Annotated in this window: 24 protein-coding genes; 1 reads left to right on the top strand and 23 read right to left on the bottom strand. The window is 56.9% G+C overall.

Going from position 1 to position 19653, the window contains the following annotated elements:
* Positions 1 to 409: 409 nt before the first annotated feature.
* Positions 410 to 1285: a nucleotidyltransferase-like protein gene (locus tag IDH41_RS20120; RefSeq protein ID WP_190864208.1), complete on the bottom strand. Its 876-nt coding sequence runs from the start codon at positions 1283 to 1285 to the stop codon at positions 410 to 412.
* A gap of 152 nt (positions 1286 to 1437) precedes the next feature.
* Between IDH41_RS20120 and IDH41_RS20125 the strand changes: the two genes are divergently transcribed.
* Positions 1438 to 1797 (top strand): YgzB family protein, encoded by a 360-nt coding sequence (locus IDH41_RS20125; RefSeq protein WP_190864210.1) that lies wholly within the window; start codon positions 1438 to 1440, stop codon positions 1795 to 1797.
* 78 nt (positions 1798 to 1875) lie between these two features.
* Here IDH41_RS20125 and IDH41_RS20130 read toward each other — a convergent pair whose 3' ends face one another.
* The 22 genes from IDH41_RS20130 to IDH41_RS20235 form a co-directional block, all read right to left on the bottom strand.
* Positions 1876 to 3600, bottom strand: a complete 1725-nt coding sequence (locus tag IDH41_RS20130; RefSeq protein ID WP_223829895.1) for a glycosyl hydrolase family 18 protein — start codon at positions 3598 to 3600, stop codon at positions 1876 to 1878.
* An 85-nt stretch (positions 3601 to 3685) separates the two neighbouring features.
* Positions 3686 to 4117 carry a peroxide-responsive transcriptional repressor PerR gene (gene perR, locus IDH41_RS20135; RefSeq protein WP_190864214.1) on the bottom strand — a complete coding sequence of 144 codons (432 nt, stop codon included), beginning with the start codon at positions 4115 to 4117 and terminating at the stop codon, positions 3686 to 3688.
* A 73-nt stretch (positions 4118 to 4190) separates the two neighbouring features.
* Positions 4191 to 6110, bottom strand: a complete 1920-nt coding sequence (locus tag IDH41_RS20140; protein WP_190864216.1) for a DUF4097 family beta strand repeat-containing protein — start codon at positions 6108 to 6110, stop codon at positions 4191 to 4193.
* Positions 6092 to 6796 (bottom strand): MgtC/SapB family protein, encoded by a 705-nt coding sequence (locus tag IDH41_RS20145; protein ID WP_190864410.1) that lies wholly within the window; start codon positions 6794 to 6796, stop codon positions 6092 to 6094. Before IDH41_RS20145 ends, IDH41_RS20140 begins: the two co-directional genes overlap by 19 nt.
* Before the next feature lie 145 nt (positions 6797 to 6941).
* Complete coding sequence (gene gatB, locus IDH41_RS20150; RefSeq protein WP_190864218.1) at positions 6942 to 8381, bottom strand: Asp-tRNA(Asn)/Glu-tRNA(Gln) amidotransferase subunit GatB; 1440 nt, start codon at positions 8379 to 8381, stop codon at positions 6942 to 6944.
* 33 nt (positions 8382 to 8414) lie between these two features.
* Entirely contained in the window at positions 8415 to 9872 is a 1458-nt protein-coding gene (gatA, locus tag IDH41_RS20155) for an Asp-tRNA(Asn)/Glu-tRNA(Gln) amidotransferase subunit GatA (RefSeq protein WP_190864220.1), read from the bottom strand.
* Between the two features lie 35 nt (positions 9873 to 9907).
* A complete protein-coding gene (gene gatC, locus IDH41_RS20160) occupies positions 9908 to 10195 on the bottom strand; it encodes an Asp-tRNA(Asn)/Glu-tRNA(Gln) amidotransferase subunit GatC (RefSeq protein WP_190864222.1) in 288 nt (95 codons plus the stop codon).
* A gap of 251 nt (positions 10196 to 10446) precedes the next feature.
* On the bottom strand, positions 10447 to 10827 hold the full coding sequence (locus IDH41_RS20165; protein WP_190864223.1) for an ATPase: 381 nt from the start codon (positions 10825 to 10827) through the stop codon (positions 10447 to 10449).
* 104 nt (positions 10828 to 10931) lie between these two features.
* Positions 10932 to 11729 carry an ABC transporter permease gene (locus tag IDH41_RS20170; RefSeq protein ID WP_190864225.1) on the bottom strand — a complete coding sequence of 266 codons (798 nt, stop codon included), beginning with the start codon at positions 11727 to 11729 and terminating at the stop codon, positions 10932 to 10934.
* Positions 11726 to 12676, bottom strand: a complete 951-nt coding sequence (locus tag IDH41_RS20175; protein ID WP_190864227.1) for an ABC transporter ATP-binding protein — start codon at positions 12674 to 12676, stop codon at positions 11726 to 11728. Before IDH41_RS20175 ends, IDH41_RS20170 begins: the two co-directional genes overlap by 4 nt.
* Positions 12673 to 12882 (bottom strand): PLD nuclease N-terminal domain-containing protein, encoded by a 210-nt coding sequence (locus IDH41_RS20180; RefSeq protein WP_190864229.1) that lies wholly within the window; start codon positions 12880 to 12882, stop codon positions 12673 to 12675. The genes IDH41_RS20175 and IDH41_RS20180 overlap by 4 nt, the downstream gene beginning before the upstream one ends.
* 37 nt (positions 12883 to 12919) lie before the next feature.
* A complete protein-coding gene (locus IDH41_RS20185) occupies positions 12920 to 13150 on the bottom strand; it encodes a sigmaY antisigma factor component (protein WP_223829889.1) in 231 nt (76 codons plus the stop codon).
* Positions 13138 to 13476, bottom strand: coding sequence for a YxlC family protein (locus IDH41_RS20190; RefSeq protein WP_190864231.1), 339 nt, complete (start codon positions 13474 to 13476; stop codon positions 13138 to 13140). The genes IDH41_RS20185 and IDH41_RS20190 overlap by 13 nt, the downstream gene beginning before the upstream one ends.
* Positions 13463 to 13996: an RNA polymerase sigma factor SigY gene (gene sigY, locus IDH41_RS20195; RefSeq protein ID WP_190864233.1), complete on the bottom strand. Its 534-nt coding sequence runs from the start codon at positions 13994 to 13996 to the stop codon at positions 13463 to 13465. Before sigY ends, IDH41_RS20190 begins: the two co-directional genes overlap by 14 nt.
* 143 nt (positions 13997 to 14139) lie before the next feature.
* Positions 14140 to 15675, bottom strand: a complete 1536-nt coding sequence (locus tag IDH41_RS20200; protein ID WP_190864235.1) for a PH domain-containing protein — start codon at positions 15673 to 15675, stop codon at positions 14140 to 14142.
* Positions 15668 to 16147 carry a PH domain-containing protein gene (locus tag IDH41_RS20205; protein WP_190864237.1) on the bottom strand — a complete coding sequence of 160 codons (480 nt, stop codon included), beginning with the start codon at positions 16145 to 16147 and terminating at the stop codon, positions 15668 to 15670. The genes IDH41_RS20200 and IDH41_RS20205 overlap by 8 nt, the downstream gene beginning before the upstream one ends.
* Before the next feature lie 18 nt (positions 16148 to 16165).
* Complete coding sequence (locus tag IDH41_RS20210; RefSeq protein WP_317890783.1) at positions 16166 to 17395, bottom strand: M24 family metallopeptidase; 1230 nt, start codon at positions 17393 to 17395, stop codon at positions 16166 to 16168.
* A gap of 62 nt (positions 17396 to 17457) precedes the next feature.
* The gene (locus IDH41_RS20215) at positions 17458 to 17943 is read right to left on the bottom strand and encodes a hypothetical protein (RefSeq protein ID WP_190864238.1); all 486 of its coding nucleotides are present in this window, start codon (positions 17941 to 17943) and stop codon (positions 17458 to 17460) included.
* A gap of 24 nt (positions 17944 to 17967) precedes the next feature.
* Complete coding sequence (locus tag IDH41_RS20220; RefSeq protein ID WP_190864240.1) at positions 17968 to 18393, bottom strand: hypothetical protein; 426 nt, start codon at positions 18391 to 18393, stop codon at positions 17968 to 17970.
* Positions 18390 to 18536 carry a hypothetical protein gene (locus IDH41_RS20225; protein ID WP_190864242.1) on the bottom strand — a complete coding sequence of 49 codons (147 nt, stop codon included), beginning with the start codon at positions 18534 to 18536 and terminating at the stop codon, positions 18390 to 18392. Before IDH41_RS20225 ends, IDH41_RS20220 begins: the two co-directional genes overlap by 4 nt.
* Positions 18537 to 18577: 41 nt before the next feature.
* The gene (locus IDH41_RS20230; RefSeq protein WP_190864244.1) at positions 18578 to 18727 is read right to left on the bottom strand and encodes a hypothetical protein; all 150 of its coding nucleotides are present in this window, start codon (positions 18725 to 18727) and stop codon (positions 18578 to 18580) included.
* 34 nt (positions 18728 to 18761) lie between these two features.
* A complete protein-coding gene (locus IDH41_RS20235) occupies positions 18762 to 19652 on the bottom strand; it encodes a hypothetical protein (RefSeq protein WP_223829890.1) in 891 nt (296 codons plus the stop codon).
* Between the last annotated feature and the right edge of the window lies 1 nt (position 19653).

Raw genomic sequence — 19653 nt, forward strand, 5'->3', positions numbered from 1 at the left:
CCGCCAGCGTTCGTCCTGAGCCAGGATCAAACTCTCCATAATGGTGTTTGATGACTCATTTCGTTGTATCGCTTTTCCATTAATCCGTGCGGATTAACGGGGCAGTTTCACTCGTTGTTCAGTTTTCAAAGAACAATCTTTTGTTGCGTGTCGGCAGCTGATTGTCAGCGGCGACTTTTATAATATATCACATTCGCCCACTTCATTGCAAGCACTTTTTTCGATTTTCGACATTTTTTTCGTTTGCCGAACGTTCGTTCAAGCGCACTGCAGAAGCGGCGAGTTATAATGTATCACATGGCGAATAATGAAGTCAAGGGAATCGCCCGCGTTTTTGTTTCCATATCAAAAAAGCGTCTGCACGTCGCTGAGCGCAACGATCGCAAACGCTTAGAAATAGAGTGAATCGTCAGTTGGCGAGCATATACCTCAATTCCAGCGCTCCCGTATCTCCTGGCTCGCTCATGACGGCTACCTCACGAATATATTCGCGCTGAACCAATTTTTGCAGTACGAGCGATAAATCGACATGCATGACGTTGATCAGGGAGTGGGACTGGAGCTCCGCTATGCTCCACGGCTCTTCCCGGCTCCCGAGTATATCGAAGAGCAGCGAGCAGCTTGTCTTCATTTTGTTCATGACGGAGAATTCGCATCCGAGCATGACCAGTTGCACTCTCTGCTCCAATGTCTCGGGGCTCACGGTGAGTTCTTCATACAGCTTGTATATGCCCGGATGAACCCGCTTCAGCTGTTTCCAAACCGTTAGTTCGGGATGACGCCCTTCCTCGATCAGAACGATGTGGGCCCAGTGATGCAGTGCGGTAAGCACATGACTGTACGCGTCCAGCAGGTTTCCGTCGAGCAAGTCTTGCTTCGCTTGCAAATACGTTCTAAGGAAGCCGGCAAATTCAGTAAAACGCTTCTGCTCCCGCATCGAATCAGGAAACTGAAGCAGCCGCTCACGAACGTTATTCAAATAGCCGTCGCGATCCAATAAGATCTCCCCCCGAACAAGCCATTCAATGATATTTCGGTTCTCTCCGCCGGAAATCCATTCGTTCAGACCGACGGAATCGATCTTGCGCACGAGTACGCGCTCTCCTTCGATTTGGACATGCTCCGTTTCATTGATCGCACCGTCCTTATCCAGTATGACGAGTACCAATAAATCGAGGCCGTCGATTAAAGGATTGTAGGGGTATGGATTTTCAACTACGGCGATTCCGACCAGGCCGGGTTCGTCGCGATAGCTGTCCGCGAAATGTGCTTTTATAGGTTTCACTTGATCCTCCATATAGCTAATCGCATTTTAATAAGCTATAATAATAATCTACAGTTTTAATCTTTTCGACAAGTTGAGTCACATTCCTGCTTGCGTAAGCAGAAAAACAGCCGATATTCATAAGCCAATAGTAACAGGAAGGGTTTGAAGGCATGACTAAATTCTTTTTTAAATCCGCCAAAATCAATGAATTCCGCCTGTGGGGACTCGTATTCACGCTTGTAGGCATGGGCGTAATGATACTTGGCACCGCCGGCATCGTGTTCTGGGGGCAAGCCGGCAAAATCATCGCCGCCATCTTCATGGTCATCGGCATGATCTCCTTATTGATCAGCGTGGCCGTTTATTTCTGGGCCGGCATGATGTCGACCAGCGCCACGATGCTCCAATGCCCCGAATGCGGGCGCCAGACCAAGATGTTGGGCAAAACGGACCGATGCATGTATTGCAGGACGATGCTAACGCTCGATCCAGCCCAAGCGACGGAATGCACGGCCGAACAACAAGCGTGACCAAACGAAAAAAGCAGCGTTTCCGCAACTGGAGTGCCCGCGGAAACGCTGCTTTTTTTTATATCCTGGATAAATGTATTATGGCCGTAATTTAATGGCGTCATCGATCGTTTTCCAAATCGAGGACGTTTGAAACGCGCGCTGCCAGGTTGCAACCCCGGCCAAATCATATTTTCGAACGAGCGCGACCCGCGCCTTCATGGACAAGTCGTCCTCAATCCATATGCGATTCCTTGCATCCGCTTCCGCATACTCGACATAGTTTTGTCCCGCTGCCTGGTCGACGACGGGCTTAAGCTTCTTCTCCGCGACGATTTCCTTGATCCTGTCCATCCCTACCGCTTTGGAAGAGACCTTTATGCTTCCGTCATCCGCCTTTTGCTCCGTCCATATTCGCGTATATAGGGGCATACTAAGAATAAGCTTGCTTGCCGGTACGCCGTCCTCCTCCAAAATTCGGGTAATCGACGTCTCCGTCCAAGGCAGAGAGGCGACCGAGCCCGCTTTCGGGCTGGAAGCCCAATGCTCGTCGTAGGCCATCACCATCATATAGTCGACGATTTTGCCAAGCGCGGCGCGGTCCAGGAATAGGGACCACATCTCGCTGTTTGATTTCGGCGTCACGTCGATGGAGACGACCAGTCCTTGTTCGTGAAGCAGCGGCGTTAGCTCGCGCACGAACTGAACGAGGTTTTCCTTATCGGCCGTGTACACATTCTCGAAATCGATATTGATGCCCTGCAGGCCGTACACTTTGGCGAAGCCGAGCAATTGCTGGATCATCGAGAACCGGGTCTCGACGGATGCGAGCGCCTTCGTCGTCCGCTCCGGTTCAAATCCGTTGCTGAACAGCGCCCAGATCTGCAAGCCCTGCTGATGCGCCCATTTCACATAGGCGGGATCGGCCTTTCCTTTGATTGTGCCTTGGCCGTCGGCGAGCTCGAACCAGGTCGGGCTTACAACGTTCACACCCTGCATGGGGGCAATCTTGGTCGTATCGATCTTGCGCTCGTATACCGCTTCCCACGTTAAATTGATTTTATTGCCAAGCACCTTCCATGCAATGAACGGGGCTTCCCGCTCCGGTTCGGGAATTTGCTCGATCGTGGTCAGCTTTACGTCCTTCTTGTTCATGAAGCCGGTCAGCCCGCTCTCTCCTTGCACGAGCAGCCAGCCGTCCTGCTCCTCCCATATTCGCACCGTCTGCGAGGCGGGGGTCCTCTCCATAAAAGGAGCCCGAATCGTCGGGCCGGTCCGGAGGGCGGCCCCCTTCTCCTGCACAACCTCGGCCAGCTGGATCGTCTCTCCCGCTCCGAGAAGCGTCACGGTTCCGGAATCTTGGGCGAGTTCGGCCTGCAGGCCGTAAAGCTCCTTGAGCGGGGCAGCAGGAATATATACCGTGTCGTTGCCGGTCTCTGCCGCGATCGTCAAATCGTAAGGCTTCTGATTAATCGTTGCGTCGAGCGAATTCGTCTTTAGATGAAGCACCTTGTTCGCCGTCGTGAAGATGACGGAGCCCGAATCCGGTTCATAGCGGATAGGCTTGTCCGCCCCAAGCACCTGTTGGACAACGTCAAGCGGAAGCTTTACTTCATTATTTTCAAGGATGGCCCCGAGCTCGGCTTCCTTCCCGTGAACGAGAATCGGATATTCCGACGAATAGCCCGGGCTAACCTGTTCTCCGTTCGGAATGAACCGCATATAGCCATACCATGCAAAAACGGCCAAAAAGGCGATTATAAAAAGAAAAAACAACCCTCGCACGCCTGCTCCTCGTCTTCGGCGCGGCGCGCGGTTGTACATCGTTTCCAATTCATCACGCTCCCGTTTGAATAAAAAACGTGCTGATTAGCGCATGACGCTTCACGGCACGTTTCGGATAAGCTTGTTATTTCCCTGTCGCGTTGCAGCTCGCGCATATCCCGTATATCTCCATGCGGTGCCCTTCGACGACAAAGCCGGTCACCTGAGACGCGGCGCGCTCCACCTCGAGGAGCGGCGGGTAATCGAAGTCGACGATCGAGCCGCAGTTTTTGCAAATGGCGTGGTAATGATCGGATAAATCCGAGTCGAAACGGCTGGAATCATCCCCGTAAGTCAATTCACGCACTAAGCCGGCTTCAACGAATAAACGCAGATTGTTATATATGGTCGCAACGCTCATACTCGGGTACGCCGGGGAGAGCGCTTTATGGATTTCATCTGCAGTCGGATGCGACATCGAGTCCATCAAGTAGCTTAAAATGGCGTGACGCTGCGGGGTCATCCGGACGCCGTTCATCTTCAGTTGCTCCAATGCTAGGTTAACGCTGGCCCCCATATCCCCTCACGCCCTTTCGTAGTAGTTACGACTATTGTACGTTCTCGTTTAAAGATTTGTCAATGAAAGCGCCTCATTGTACGGGCCCAAAACGACGGATCGTAATACTGTTCGTCGCGTTGATTTGTACGCGGTAAGTGCCTGCGCCCATTGTGCCTCTTACGGTTTTCTTGCTGGCTTCGAGCGGCAGATCGGTCGTGATATTGCCGAAAGTTACCGATCCGTACACCGTATAGTCCCCGTCTTCCGGCATCGTCAGGCGGATCTCGCCGACCGAGCTGTCCAGATCCCAATTGCCTCCGACCGTGTCGCTAATTAACTCGATGCCGCCATTGAGCGTATCGGCTTTCACCGAAGCTCCCGCGCTTTCGATTTTGATTTTGCCGTTCTTGGTCCCCGCTTCGATATCGTCCCGTATCCGTTTAAGGTCCAAGCTTCCGTTAAGCGTGCTGGCATAAAGCTTGCCCTCGATGTCGGCGGCGGCAATGGCGCCGTTCTTCATTTCGACATTGGCGTCTCCGTCGATCTCGCTGGCGCGCACTTCGCCGATGTTTCCTTTCACCGTGACGGGACCGATAATGCCGCTGACCGTTACTAAGCCGCTGCTGCTCTCGATCGCAAGCCCACCGGGCAGCGCCAGGCCGGCGACTTCCACCGAACCGTTATCCGCATCTATCGACATCTTCAGGGCAGGCTTCTCGACTTCGCCCGGATCGGGCGTAGCGGGCAGTTCTCCATCCGCTTGATCCTCGGTCACTTCGGACAGCTCATTCCCTTCCGTTGCCGAAAGGCCGTCCAGGCGATGATCCTCGCCCGGCGATTCGGCTTCGAGCGGCGGCGGCTCCGATTCGATAGGCGGCTCTTCGGTTTCTTCAATGTGCAGGCGATCCGAGAGCGACATCGGCACGGTTACGATCATATTCATGCGCGGCTTTTTGCTGCCGTTCGCTCCGTAGTCCTTTCCCTTGGCATCGAGCGCGACTTCGGCGCCGGGATTGATCTTGACGGTCGATTGCTCCGCCACCTTGTCGGCCTCGGTCTTGTCCGGCAAATCGACCCATACCGTCGTCTGCACCTCGATCTCCTGCACGTCGCCGGAGCGAACGGTGATATGGCCATTCGGATTCGTAATCCCGATGAGAGACACGTCATCCTCCAGCGGCACCTTCATGACCGGCTTATCGTACCGAAAGCCCTTCTCCTCGCCGTAGTCCGCCGCCCCGTTCAAATCGACGTTGAATTGATCGAGCCAACGGAAAGGGATATCCGCGTATTGCGTTACGACATAGGCGGTCATCGTAATGACGAGCGCAATCGCTCCTCCCGTTACGTCCAGCCTTAATTTTTTTTCGGCCCCTTTAAATCTTATGCTGAAAACAATGACTTCAAAGCCTAACATAATAAAAATAACCGGCCACCATTGTCCAAGCAGCGAGATGTCGTTGCGTCCTTGAATCTGATCCCACAGCAGCAGCCCCCCGACCATCAGGACAAGCGCCGCTGCCGTAAACCTGCCTAGCTTAAACATAGACACCGATCCTTTCCGCGCCTGAAGCAGCAGCCATACTGCGGCAATGATAATAAACGGCCCGACGCTCAGCTCCGCGAGCTCGTTCATCCACGGGAGCAGCGCCTCCGGCGGCTTCACCAGCAGAAGCAGGGCGAAGCCGGCGAGCGCCAGCAAAATACCGTGCGCAAGACCGAAAGCGACTGACTCCTCGGCCTCCGCCTCCATGCTTTGCAGCGAATCGAACACGCTGATGAAATAGAAGACCGGAAGCATGATGCCCAAATAGACGATCATCAGCAAATGCCTGCCGCCATCCGAATCCGCCAGCCTCACGATCGCCGTGAGATCAAGCAAATAGGAGGCGATCAGCAGTAGGCCCTTCGGATGCTGACCCGCATACATATGCCCGGCCCCGGGCAGGCCGAAGGCCAATAATACGGCCAGCAGCCTGCTTTTTCGCCGTTTTATTCCGAGCTTACCCAACGTACGCCCTCCAAATGCTTAATTTGATCGAGTATAGAAAGAAGCGGCTCCGATTTTTTGGATTTCGGCAGCGTAATATAGACCTGAAGCATGACCTGCTCTTCTTCCCCTTCGTCCTTGCACTCCTCCAGCTGGATTTTCCGAAGCACGATTTTTTTCTCCGCCAACAAAGCATTCAGGCCGCGCATCGTACGGGATACTTCGCAAGCCTTGATCTTGATCAAATATTCTTTCTTGGCGCTGATATAGCGTTTCTCCAGCTTGTTGAACGCCCACAGCGTAACGAGCACCATGATCGTCGTGACGCCCGACGCGAAATAAAAGCCCGCGCCGACGGCCAGCCCGACGGCGGATACAACCCATAGCGAGGCCGCGGTCGTAAGCCCCGTTATCGACTTGCCGGTAAAGAGGATCGTGCCCGCGCCCAGGAAACCGATGCCGGTAATGACCGCCGCCGCGAGACGGGCGGGGTCGACTCTGACGTTCGGCTCATCCACGAATGCGGCAAAGCCGTACATCGATAAAAGCATGAGCAAGCATGAGCCCAGACAGACAAGGATATTCGTCCGGAAACCCGCCGCGTGATTGGACTGCTCCCTCTCGAAGCCGACGAGTCCGCCCAGCAAGACGGCGAGAAGCAGCCGAATCAAAATGTGCAGCTCGCTGATGTCCCACGGATTTTGCAACGAATTCATTAGCATGCGACCCCGACCTTTCTCATCCATGTCATTGTATCATATTTGTATGCGCCAATCCGAGCCCGCACGCCATGTCCCGTTCGGGACAAAATAAAAACGCGGCTCATCTGCGCGCGATGAACCGCGTTTCTTCTTACTTAAGGCGCTCAAGCAGCAGCTTGTTGACGAGCGCCGGATTCGCTTTCCCTTTCGTTTCTTTCATAATCTGGCCGACGAGAAAGCCGATCGCCTTCTCTTTGCCGGCGCGGTAATCCTCGACGGATTGCGGATTCGCTTCGACGATTTGATTCACGATCGCCGCGATCGCACCTTCGTCGCTAATTTGGACGAGTCCTTGCTCTTCCACGATTTGCTTCGGAAGCTTTCCGGTTTCGAGCATCGCTTTGAAAACTGTTTTGGCGATTTTACCGCTGATCGTGCCTTTCTCAAGCAAGCCGATCATCTCGCCAAGCCCTTGACCCGTAATCTTCACGTCGGTCAGCTCGAGCCCGTTCGAGTTCAAGTAGCCGAGCAAATCGCCCATGATCCAGTTCGATACCGCTTTGGCGTCCTTCGTGTACGATAAGCTCTCCTCGAAGAAATCGGCCAGCTTCTTGGACGAGGTGATCACCTCCGCATCGTAGGAAGGCAAGCCGTACTCCGCCGTATACCGCGCTTTGCGGGCGTCCGGCAGCTCCGGAATCGTGGCGCGGACGCTTTCTTTCCATGCCTCGCTAATATGAAGACGGACAAGGTCAGGATCCGGGAAGTAGCGGTAATCGTGCGCCTCTTCCTTGCCGCGCATCGGAAACGACTTGCCGGCTGCATCGTCATACCGGCGCGTCTCCTGGACGACTTCTCCGCCGCTGTCCAAAATTTCCGCTTGGCGGAATTGCTCGTACTCAAGGCCGCGCTGCACGCCGCGGAACGAGTTCATATTCTTCAGCTCGGCGCGCGTTCCGAACTCCTTCTGCCCGTATGGGCGAAGGCTGATGTTCGCGTCGCAGCGAAGACTGCCCTCTTCCATCTTCACATCGGAGACGTCGCAATACTGCATGATGGCTTTCAGCTTCTCGAGATAAGCTTTCGCCTCTTCGGGGGTGCGGATATCAGGTTCGGATACGATTTCGACGAGCGGCGTGCCGACGCGGTTGAAATCGACGAGCGACGCGTAGCCGCCCTCGACGTGAGTCAGCTTCCCCGCATCCTCCTCGAGATGCAGACGGGTAATGCCGATGCGCTTCGTCTCGCCGTTCACTTCGATGTCGATCCAGCCGTGCTCGCCGATCGGCTGATCGTATTGCGAAATTTGGTACGCCTTCGGGGAATCCGGGTAAAAGTAGTTTTTGCGGTCGAACTTGCTAATATCGGCGATTTGGCAGTTAAGCGCCATCGCCGCTTTCATCGCGTATTCGACCGCCTGGCGGTTAAGCACCGGCAGGACGCCCGGATGGCCTAAGCATACCGGGCATGTATGGGTATTCGGCGGCGCGCCGAAAGCCGTGGAGCAGCCGCAAAAAATTTTGCTCTTCGTATGAAGCTCTACGTGGACTTCCAGCCCGATGACCGTCTCGTATTTGTTCGGTTCAGACATTCCTATCGTTCCTTTCGTAACGTGAATAACCGCTTAGAGCTGCGGGCGCCGCTTATGATGCTCGGTATGCTGCTCGAAGGCGTGGGCGGCACGAAGCACCGTCGGCTCGTCGAACGCTTTGCCGATAATTTGCAGACCGATCGGCAGTCCGTCGGCCGAGCCGCACGGCACGCTGATCGCCGGAACGCCCGCCAGGCTGACCGGGATGGTGCAAATATCGTTCAAATACATCGTAAGCGGATCGCCTACCTGCTCCCCGATCCGGAAAGCCGGCGTCGGCGCCGTCGGTCCGATAATCAGGTCATATTTGCCGAACGCTTGGTCGAAATCCTGCTTGATCAGCGTCCGCACCTTCTGCGCCTTCAAATAGTAAGCATCGTAATAGCCCGAGCTGAGCGCGTAGGTGCCAAGCATGATGCGGCGCTTTACCTCGGGTCCGAAGCCTTGGCTGCGCGACTTGCGGTACAAATCGATCAGACCCGACGGGTTATCCGCGCGGACGCCGTACCGCACCCCGTCGAAACGGGCCAGGTTCGAGGAAGCTTCCGAGGAAGCCAGCAAATAATACGTCGCGATCGCATATTCGGTATGCGGCAGCGAAATTTCTTCCCATGAAGCGCCAAGCGATTCGTACACCGCAAGCGCCTTAAGCACCGCTTCCTTCACGCGCGGGTCGATGCCTTCACCCAGGTACTCCTTCGGAACGCCGATGCGCAGCCCCTTGACGTCTCCCGTCAAAGCCGAGACGTAATCCGGAATTTCGACGTTCGCGGACGTCGAATCGCGTTCGTCGTAGCCCGCGATCGCCTGAAGGACGTAAGCCGAGTCCTCGACGTTCTTCGTAAGCGGCCCGATCTGGTCGAGCGACGACGCGAAGGCGACAAGGCCGAAACGAGAGACGAGACCATACGTTGGCTTCAAGCCGACGATGCCGCAATAAGCGGCGGGCTGGCGGATCGAACCGCCGGTGTCGGAGCCGAGGGAGAAGTAGACTTGCCCCGCCGCGACGGAAGCCGCGGATCCGCCGCTCGAGCCGCCCGGCACGTAATCGGTATTCCATGGATTGCGCGTAGGATAATAGCTCGAATTCTCGTTCGAGCCGCCCATCGCGAATTCGTCCATGTTCAGCTTGCCGATCGTGACCGACTGCGCCGCCTTCAGCTTGCGGACGGCGGTCGCGTCGTAGATCGGATCGTAGTTGCCGAGAAACTGGCTCGCGCAGGTCGTCAGGAGCCCTTCGGTCACGATATTGTCCTTCACGCCAGCGGGCAAGCCGAACAGCAGTCCGCGCTCGCCGCCTTCTTTTAACTGCTTGTCCAGCTCGGCGGCCTGCCGGCGCGCGTTCTCTTCGTCCAGCGTAATGAACGCCTTGATCGCAGGCTCGGTCTCCCCGATTCTCGCATACGATGCGCCGACCAGATCCGAAACCGACAATTCCTTGTTGTTAAGCTTGCTATGTACATCCTGCAGGCGCAAATCAAACAGTGCCAACAGTAGTTCCTCCCTTCATCGTCAACCCACTCGTATTATTCAAGCACCGCAGGCACTTTAAATTGGCCGTCCTCGTCGTCGGGCGCATTCAGCAGTACCTTCTCGATCGGCAGAGACGGACGATTGTCGTCTGCGCGCATCACGTTCATAATCGGCAGCACATGGCTTGTCGGCTCGACGCCGTCCGTGTCGAGGCCGTTCAATTTCTCCGCATATTTCAATATGGCGTTAAGCTGCTCCGTAAATTGCTCCTTCTCCGAATCGGTCAGCTCCAGCCGCGCCAAGTTGGCGACATGCTCCACGTCCTTGGTCGTAATGCTCATCGGTGTCCCTTCCTCTCCAAGCGTAAACGGCCGACGGTTCGAACGGCGGCGGGCCATGTCCGAGAGCCCTGCCCCGTGCTTTTATTCCAGCCGAAGGTCCGTTTCGCAATGAATATTAGTCATTCTTCCTATTATATCGCACATACGGGACGAACATCAATGTAATCGGAGCTAGTCTCAGCAAAAGAAAAAGACCGCGCCGCTGTCAGTCTGCTGACTAGCGAAACGGTCCGCGATAAGTCCGCCGAACGTTAAATCCACGCCTTCAAATTCACCTGGCGGATAAAATCGGCCGGGCTGAGCGGCTCCTTGGCTGCGGAATCCTGCTCGGGCTCCGGTTCCCCGCCGTTCATAATGCGTTTGAACAATGCCTCGTTGTGGGTAGCCAGCGCATAATCGATCAGCGCTTCCCGCTCGATCCGGTCTACCTCGTCCTTGATCAGTACCTCTTCGAGCTCGACGTCCTCGTCCGGAATAAGAAAGTTGCGATTCGCCGAAGGCACGCGCAGCACGTAATCGAATACATTGTCCGCGTTGCGGTCGTAAGCAATTATATAGCCATATTCCCCGACGGGAAGGTTTTGTTCATACTGGTCGGCCACTATGACGACCTTTGTACCAAGCTGTAGCATCGTCCTCAACTCCTGTTTCGCTGCCGCTATTTCTATCACTATTATCCTACTAAAAAATGATAGCGGTGTCCAATCGAAGTAGAGGTCGATATCGGAATTTCTCCTCAATCGACTGCGGGGCTCCTGCCAAGCAGCGCCGCGGATGCCGCCAAGGCGAGCGCAATGAGGAGCGCGGTTGCGGAGACCGCCCACCAAAGCTTATCCGGGTTCCTTACGCCATCCGCCGCAAGTTGATAGGCATAACCACTCAGCGCTCCCGGATTCCACCCGAGCTGCTTAGGGAAAAGGCCGGACAAGAGCGACAGCGCCGCAGATAGGCCGAGGGAGGAGAAAGCGGCCGCGGCCGGGCTTCGCAGCATCGTGCCGAACAAGAGCGTCATCGTCGTCGCGAAGGAAAGCCATAGCCCATACGCTAGCAGGCTGCCGAGCACCTCGCCCGGTGCAACTTCTCCGATAAGCAGTCCGGTATAATACCAGGATGCAAGATAGCCGGCGCTCAGGGAGCCCCAGGTTAAGAGCAGCATGGACGTCCACTTCGAGCCGATGTAGGACAGCGTCGATACGGGCTTCACCAGTATAAGCGAAGCGGCTCCGCTGTTCCGCTCTCCAGAGACGACGCCCATGGAGGCAAGCGCGAGAATGAGCATGCCGAGCGTGCCGAACTGCCGGAGCGTCTGCGCCAGAACTTCGGAGCCGAGAGGCATCGGAATATCGATGACCGTCCCGTCCGGCAAATTGCCCGCCGACTCGAGCAGCAGAGGCATATAATAGATCGAAACCGGCTGCATAATGCCAAGCAGGACGAATACGAGCGGCACCCAAAGCAGCTTGAAGCTGCGGACCAGCTCAAGCAGCTCCTTCTGCACCATCACCAGGTAAACGGGCAAGCTGGCCGTTCTCATGCGGTCACCACCTTCATGAATAAATCCTCGAGCGACGAATGGCCGACTTCCAGCCTGGTCAGCTTAATCCGATCCTTCGCGAGCCGCTCGAGCAGCAACTGCCGGGCCGCGTCCACTTCCCTTACCGTAAAACGGACGGAACCGTCCTGTACGTGAATCGCTTGAATCAAGCCAGCCCCGGCCGGCTCGCCTGCCGCATCGCCGAAATGCGTCTCGCAGCTTTGCAGCCATCGCTCGGACGCCGCGTCCCGCTCGAGCCGAAGCTCGATTACCGGACTGCGGTGCTCCGCGCGGATCGCGGCGACCCGGCCTTGCAGCGCGATTTGCCCGTCCCGGATAATGATGACGTCGTCGCATAGTTCTTCGGCATCATGCAGGACATGGGTCGAGAACAGCATGGTCGTCTCTCGCTTCAACTCGCGAAGCAGTTCCAGCACCTCCCGTCTGCCAAGCGGATCGAGCGCGGATACAGGTTCGTCCATGACCAGCAGCTTCGGCCGGTGCATGAGCGCTTGAGCGAGTCCCAGCCGCTGCTTCATGCCGCCCGAATAGCCGCCGATCCTTCGCTCCGCCGCGCCGGACAATCCGACGAGCGCCATTAATTCCTTCGCCCGCTCCCTTGCCGCCTTGGCTGGCAATCCGCATAACCGGCCCGCGTAAACGGCGTATTCGAACCCCGTCATCCAGTTGTAAAATGCGGGGGATTGCGGCAAGTAGCCGATCAGCCGGCGCTCGTCGCCGGAGCTGCCCGTGCCGCTGAAGCGCAGCTGGCCCTCCGTCGGTTTTAACAGCCCCGTGATCATGCGGATGGTCGTCGTTTTTCCCGCTCCGTTCGGGCCGAGCAGCGCGACGCAGCGCCCCTCTTCGATGGCGAAATCCAGTCCTTTCACCGCATGGACGGCGCCGAACGACTTTGCCAGCCCTTTCACTTGAAGCAGCGCTGTCATGCCTCGTTCCTCCTCCCGGCGATAAAGAAGGCAATCGGACCAACAACGTTAAGGAATAAAATAATCAATATCCACATCCATTTCGGCCCCCTCGTCTGCTCCGCTTTGGCGCAAAGCGCAAGCGCGATTACTGCCAGGACCAGCTGAATAGCAAGCATCGGCGCAATAATGGCCAGCACGCGCGACAATTCCAATGGCTCGTTCATGACGACTCCCCCTCCGGCAATTTGCGATTTATAATTTTTACCGCTTCTCCCGCTTCCCGTTGCCTGTACCCTTGCGAAACCATCCGCTTCTGACGAACACGAAATAAAAGACGAGCGGCATCGGCGTCTGAATCAATCCCCATATGCCCCAAAACCACGGCATGCTCTCCCGTTTCCGGGCGTCGATAAATAACCACGTGGACTGGGCGGTCAGAACGCAGCCAAGAACAATCCAGCCCCAGAGCGGCATTGCGTTCAGCTCTTCCATTTGCTCCACGTCCTTCTTCCGAAATTACAGGCGACGAAGCCGGCTCCGCCCGCCGCTGCCGCGACCTGCAAGGCGGCGAACCAGATCCAGTTCCGCTCCAGCACCCACGCCATCGAACCGAATACGAAGCAGGCCGTCAGCCAAAACAGCGTCAGATCCCTCCACAGCCGCTTCCGCGCTTCGCGCTTCCTCGCTTGCACAAGCCGTTCGAACGCGTCAAGCTCCGGGACGCCCGGCGAGTGGCTTGCGTCGAATCGGGCGATCGCGTCGCCCATCGCCTCGTCGAACCACTGCTGATCCGGATCGTTTGCACTATGCTTCTTCATGTTTCGCTAGCTCCTTCCGCAGCTGCTTAAGACCGTTATGCAACCTTGATTTTACGGTGCCGACCGGAACGTCCAGCATGGCGGCGATTTCCTCTTGTGCGTAACCGTAGTAATATTTGAGCAGCACCGGCATCCGGATTTCGCCGCTCAATTCGCCTAGCGCTTGAAGCGCCTCCGGCCATTCATCCATCTTATGCAGCGTTTCGTAGCGGATTGCGCGCAGCGACTGCTCCTCCCGGAGCCAAGCCTTCTCTCGCTCCTTGCGTCTGATCCGGTCCGCGAACAGCCGCGACGCAATCGAGAGGAGCCAGGTCGAAAACTTCGCTCTCCCTTGGAAACCCGAAATTTTCTCAATGGCGCGCAGCATCGTCTCCTGCGTAATGTCTTCCGCCTGCATCTTGTTCATCGTCATCTTCAGCGCGTATTGGTACAGGAAGGAATAATGCTCCCGCAGCAGCTCCGAGAGCGCCCGGGAATCGCCACGAACCGCTTTATTGATCAGCTTCGCTTCGTCATGCACGGGCGTATATGCCCCCTTTATTTTGTAGCGGTTATCGATAGGACGTCCGGAGGCGCCGTTTCGTTCACTCCCGGCTTAAACTTTTTTTGCGCAATGAAAACAGCCGCAGAAGAACTCCCATCTGCGGCGTCTTTGCCTCGCTATTATTCCCTACCATGGCTGCGGCTGTACCACCGCCATACCGGCTCCACGTCGGCGCGGTCCAGACAAGCCACGCTATAGTCGAAAGGACTGCCCAGCGCATGCACGGATAGAGACAGCAGCTTCTTGCGCTGCTGCCGGGACGAGCGGTTCACCCGCATCGTGACGATTTGCGGCCGCCTGATCAAATAGGTTGATCTGGCAATGAATCGGCGGCGCAGCGTCAGCTGGCCGTTCGCGAGCAGAACGCCCGCAGCGCCGTGGCAGCTTAGCCGCCAAGCGGCGACAAGGGGGATAAGCAGCAGCGACCAGAGGCCGGCTGCCTTGAACAATACAATGAGCGCGACGCATAGGATCACGACGATCAGCAGCGCGATTCTCATATAATAGAGCAGCGCGCGCTTCGGCGCTCCCTTCAGCTCCTCGCTCGCGGGAAGCTTCAGCTGCGGCACGAAATCGGCCAGCGCTCCATGCACGTCCGCCCTTTTAATGAAAGGATGCAGCATAAGCTGCTCCTTCTTATCCGACGAAATGACCTGCAGCTGGATCTCCGCGTAGCCGATCGCCTGGCGAAGCATGCCTTCCTTCACAATGACCGCCTGCACCTTCTTTGGGTCGAAGACGAACGATTTTTTCTCCAGCATCCCGTAGGACACCGTAATTTGCCTGCCGTCTCGCGCGACCGAAAAGCCGCTGTACTTGAGCAAATACAGAACGACGGACAGCAACCAGGCAAATACGAGCCCGATCAGCGCAATCGCCGCGATCAAGAAATAGCTCGGCATCAAGCTAACCGAGTCCTCGACCACTTGCTCGAAAAAGTGTTCCGGAAGCATCGCGTCGATGAAGTCGTCGGCGAAAGAATATAAACCGGCGACGAAAGCGGCCACGAGACCGAAATTCATCGAGGTTGCCGCCGCTTGAAGCAGCTGCGCGGAGGTGAGACGGAATGCCGGACCGTCCGCGGCGACAACCGCAGTCGCAACGAGTCTAGTGTCGTCTGCGGCGTCTGCGCTGTCTGTCGGCCGCTCCCCTGACGCCGCCGTAATCGGCTCCGGCTTAACCGTCTCCGCTTCGCCTGACCCGGCCATGCGCTGCGCATGGCTTTTGAGCATTTGTTGGATGCGGGTTGCCTCCGCGAGGGAGAGCGCGGGCAGGACCCCGTCCGCCTTCTTGTTGCCGCCGGGCGTCTCGATCTTGACTTGGGCCACACCCAGCAGCCGCTGAATGAGCGGCTGCTCCACATTGACCGAATGGATGCGGGCGTAATAAATCGTCTTCTCGTCGCGGAACAGCGAGCCTCTGCGGATGATGATCCGGTCCGTCTCCAGCCAGAACCCGAAGCGTTTCCATTCGATGAAGCTGAACACGAGGATTACCGCCGCCAAAGCGGCCGGCCCCGCATACCAATACCAGCGCAGCTCCGACCACTCGATGCCTTTGAATAAAGCGATCAGCAGAAACGGAAGAAAGCCTTGAATCGTGTTCACCAGGCCGAAGAGGATATAGACGGGATGAAGCTTGCGGCGCTCACTCATCCTGATCATCCACCTTAGCCAGAGTGCCGATCCTGCGCTTGAGCTGCTGCGCTTCTTCCAGCTTCAAGCCGCTGATCCGGTGCGTCGTCGCGGCGGTTACGATCGACACGCTCGCCAGTCCGTATTTGCGCATCATCGGCCCGCTCTCGAGCTCGACGTGCTGGACCCTGACCATCGGCACAAGCACATTGCTCAGAAAGACAAGCCCCTTCTGGATTTCGAGTTCCTCCTCGAACAGCTCGTACAAAAATCTGGCATGCTTCATCTTCGGAATAATCCACGTAAACAAAATGAAGGTTACGATGAATAGCGCAAGCGCGATCCACCCCGGCCAAAGCGTCCAATCCCATATCAAAGCCATTGTAAAGTACGCGGCTATGACGGCAAAAATTAGGCCGTGCGTAATAAGGCTGCTAATTCGGTATACCTTTATATAGTCGCGATGAAGCCGCTTCGTCAGCTCCCGATCCATATGGATGCCTCCCCTTCGTTATGGCAGCACGATAAGCCCCGTCTTGGAACGGGTCAGCGCTCTCGGTCCTTGCTCCGTTATCAAATAGCTGTTCTCGATGCCCACGACGCCTTCGCCCGGGAACGTAAACTTCGGCTCCACCGCGATGACCATGCCGGGCTCGAGAGGGATGTCGAAACCTTTGGCGAGAACGGGCCATTCGTCGATCTCAAGTCCGATGCCGTGCCCTAGAAATTTGGCCTGATCGGGTCCGAAGCCCATAAAATGGTCGGCAAGCCCCTCCGCCGCGCAGCCGGCAAGCGCATCCTCGTATAGCTTGGAGCATAGCGCGCCCGGCATCATTTGCCGCTCGGCAGCCTGAATGAGCGTCTCCGATACTTCGTACGCCTTCATGAGATGCGCGGGAAGCGCGCCGATGACGGCCGTACGCGTCTGATCGATGACATAGCCGTCGATGCAGCAGCCGACGTCGAGCAGAATCGGCTCGTTCCTGCGAATGATGGAGCGGCTTACGCTTTGCGGCGACGCCGCGCCGAGGCCGAGGCCGCCCGCGGGACCGTCGAAATAGGACGGTACGGCTGCGGCCGCGCCCGAGATCACCATCCCGGTCGCGATTTCCTGGTTGTAGCCGCGCATTCGCATCAAGCCGATATGTCCCCGGCGCCGAAGCTCATATTCCACGCGCGCCATCCAATCAAGCTCGCTCACGCCCTCGCGCAGCTCGTGGAGCGACGCGTCGAGCGCTTCGGCGACGGCCTGCGCAGCCGCTTCGATGCGGCCGATCTCCCACGCCGATTTGATCATCCTCTGCCTGCGGATATAGGCCGATCCGTCGATAAGCTCGCATCTTCCGGATGAGGTGAGCAGCTCGCTCAGCTTCAGGAAGGTCTGGGCGGGAAGCACGTCCAGATCCGCCGCCATACGGACGGATCCGGCTTCCGATTGCCCGAATAACGCCCCGTAATCGTTCCGCAGCGTTTGCCCGAAATGACGAAAAGCACCAAGCTCCGCTACCCGCACCGCCGTTTCCAGCTTCGCGCGCTCCACGCTGCGCCGCACGTAGAAGGTAGCCTCGCCGATGCTCGGAATAAATAAATACCCGGTTTGCATGGACCCGCTGTAATAATATAAATCGACGTTTTGCGTCATGAGGAAAGCGTCGATGCGACTTGCCCGCATCTCCGCCTGCAAGCCCCCGATCCGCTGCCGTACCAGGTCGGCCGGAATATCCGCCACGATGTTCGCCACTTTCGATGATCAACTCCTATATCATTTCTCTCCTCCTATTACACCAATTTTCCATTTTTCCGTCAACCTGCCGTTAGCTCCGCCGCCCCCTTTATATGCCACTCGATCGGATCCAGCAGGCCGAAGGCCCGCGGATAGACGACATGCGCGATCAGGACGATGCCCGGACGCTCCAATGTCGCTTCGTATTGAAACGCTTCGTTCCGATACGTATACGGAAAATCGCGATCGTCGTTTATAATCTCGAAAACGACGATTTGGACCGGATGCTTCAGGAAAGACTGCGGCAGCGGCTCGCCTGCAGAGTCCAGTAGCAAATTCGCCCGCAAATAACGGATCGCCTCCGCTTCCGCCCGGTCCGGCGCGATCCGAAGCTCCCCTTCGCCGAGCGCTTCGGAATCAAGCTGCTGCGCCGCCGCATGCGCAGCCCGGTTCAAGGCATGCTTGCCGAGAAACAAAGTCCGCATGGCCAGCTCCTCTTCCACCTGGAGCAAATGTGACGAAATCCATACGGACATCATAATGACGATCAATAGCAGCTTGTGCACCCGGGTTCAACCGCCTTTCTTTGTCTACGGCACGTATTCGCTCATCTTCATTCCGGTTGCCTTCATCCTTTCGCTTGGCGACGGAGGCGCAAGTCCGATCAACCGGTCGATTTCGAACAGATTTTCATACGGGTAGCTCATCGTCAATGCGATGCCTACGCCGCGCGGCACGGGCGCGTACGGATTGGACGCCTCGGCGCCGCTCGTCGTGGACAGCTCGAAGACAATATCGTCCGGCCGCATGCCGAATCGCGCGAGCCGCTCTCTTGACTGCTCCTGCATCGCGGCGCTGATGAAGCCGTAGCTTCCGCTCGCGCCGACTTCGAGCAGGTAGTCGACCTCCTGCTGCAGCACCGCCTGCCTGACGATAAGCACATGCTTGTAAATCGGCGAGAACATGAGCCAGCAGAGCATGGCCGCGAACAATACGAAGACGAGCAGCTGCTTCATGGACTCATGCTCCTGATATGGTCGCTGACCGCCTTGCCCGCTTCATGGACTTGCCGGTTCATCCCCGTCTCGCCCGCCGCGACCGCTTGGTAGATCACGATAACGGTTATGAGCAGCAGCATCGCGATAAGAATGCTTCGCAAGAAGCGCCACCTCCAATTTCATTGCGCTTGCTGCCCGTCCATTACGGAAGCAGCTGGCCGATTTTCGTATTCGCCGCCGAGCCTTGCGATTCGATCTGGCTCCGCGTGCCCGTCGTATCCTGGGCGATGATCGTATTGAAGAGTACGATGACGACGACAAGCATCATGACCGTCATTAATATGTTGCGCATGCATGACACCTCCCTTCATGAACAAGACTCGCATTCACCCCAGCGACTGGAACAGCTTCTGCCCCTCCCGCACCCACGGATAAATAAACACCTGGAACGTGTACAAAATCGGAATGCCGGCGATAACGAACAACACGTAGGAAGTCGACTCCTTGCGGCTTTCCTTGGCAAGCTCGATTTTTTCTTTGTAATCGCCGATCCTGGCCTTAAGCAGCTCGTAGTAGTGTCGGCTTTCATGAAGCCTAAGCGCATCGAGCGTCTCGACGAAGCTTAGCGCCTCGTCGGTGCCGATCCGCTGCTTGAACCGCTGCAGGGCGCCGCCCGCATCGTGATACCACTCGGCCAGCAGCGTCTCCAGATCGCCGCGCAGCACCCGCGCGTACGGCACGCAGCGCTGCAGCTTCGCATGAATGTGAAGCGAGGAGTCCGACAGGTATAGCAGCTGGTTGCTGACGACGAATATTTCCTTCGTAATCTGCAGCGCGCGGACTTTGCGGAAGGCCCTCAGCCAATTCAGATCGACGAAGATCAGCAGCATAAGCAGAAGCAAGCCGGGGCCGACATAAGTTACGGGCAGCAGATCGCCGATCCGTTTATGCAGCAGTCCGATTATAATGACAAGCGCGCCGGCCGCGGCGAGCAGCAGTCTCCTGGCCATCACGTACCAGGCGGCGTCCGACGTCACGCCGCATCCGGCAAGCAACAGCTCCCTCTCCAAGTAGAATGGGGCTGCCCGCTCGATGCGAAGCAGCTTCAGCCAGCGATCCGGCGCTTGCTTCGTCCGCCAGTTCCACACGGCTAGATGCTTCCACCTGGCGGCGCGTCTCGGCAGCAGCTGCAGCAGGGCATAGGCGGCTACAGCACCGAACACGAATTGCAAAAGGAATACCGCAAGCCGGATCGCGGTTTCGATCCATGCGTACATG

The sequence above is a fragment of the Paenibacillus arenilitoris genome (assembly GCF_014705655.1).
Taxonomy (GTDB): domain Bacteria; phylum Bacillota; class Bacilli; order Paenibacillales; family Paenibacillaceae; genus Pristimantibacillus; species Pristimantibacillus arenilitoris.

Coding starts and splice junctions, on each gene's coding strand:
- IDH41_RS20220 (WP_190864240.1), bottom strand. CDS start 18,393: ATGAAGCAGCTGCTCGTCTTCGTATTGTTCGCGGCCATGCTCTGCTGG.
- IDH41_RS20190 (WP_190864231.1), bottom strand. CDS start 13,476: ATGAAGAAGCATAGTGCAAACGATCCGGATCAGCAGTGGTTCGACGAG.
- IDH41_RS20200 (WP_190864235.1), bottom strand. CDS start 15,675: ATGAGTGAGCGCCGCAAGCTTCATCCCGTCTATATCCTCTTCGGCCTG.
- IDH41_RS20125 (WP_190864210.1), top strand. CDS start 1,438: ATGACTAAATTCTTTTTTAAATCCGCCAAAATCAATGAATTCCGCCTG.
- IDH41_RS20235 (WP_223829890.1), bottom strand. CDS start 19,652: ATGTACGCATGGATCGAAACCGCGATCCGGCTTGCGGTATTCCTTTTG.
- IDH41_RS20180 (WP_190864229.1), bottom strand. CDS start 12,882: ATGAACGAGCCATTGGAATTGTCGCGCGTGCTGGCCATTATTGCGCCG.
- gatC (WP_190864222.1), bottom strand. CDS start 10,195: ATGAGCATTACGACCAAGGACGTGGAGCATGTCGCCAACTTGGCGCGG.
- perR (WP_190864214.1), bottom strand. CDS start 4,117: ATGGGGGCCAGCGTTAACCTAGCATTGGAGCAACTGAAGATGAACGGC.
- IDH41_RS20130 (WP_223829895.1), bottom strand. CDS start 3,600: ATGTACAACCGCGCGCCGCGCCGAAGACGAGGAGCAGGCGTGCGAGGG.
- IDH41_RS20230 (WP_190864244.1), bottom strand. CDS start 18,727: ATGCGCAACATATTAATGACGGTCATGATGCTTGTCGTCGTCATCGTA.
- IDH41_RS20205 (WP_190864237.1), bottom strand. CDS start 16,147: ATGGATCGGGAGCTGACGAAGCGGCTTCATCGCGACTATATAAAGGTA.
- IDH41_RS20185 (WP_223829889.1), bottom strand. CDS start 13,150: ATGGAAGAGCTGAACGCAATGCCGCTCTGGGGCTGGATTGTTCTTGGC.
- gatB (WP_190864218.1), bottom strand. CDS start 8,381: ATGTCTGAACCGAACAAATACGAGACGGTCATCGGGCTGGAAGTCCAC.
- IDH41_RS20175 (WP_190864227.1), bottom strand. CDS start 12,676: ATGACAGCGCTGCTTCAAGTGAAAGGGCTGGCAAAGTCGTTCGGCGCC.
- IDH41_RS20165 (WP_190864223.1), bottom strand. CDS start 10,827: ATGCTACAGCTTGGTACAAAGGTCGTCATAGTGGCCGACCAGTATGAA.
- IDH41_RS20170 (WP_190864225.1), bottom strand. CDS start 11,729: ATGAGAACGGCCAGCTTGCCCGTTTACCTGGTGATGGTGCAGAAGGAG.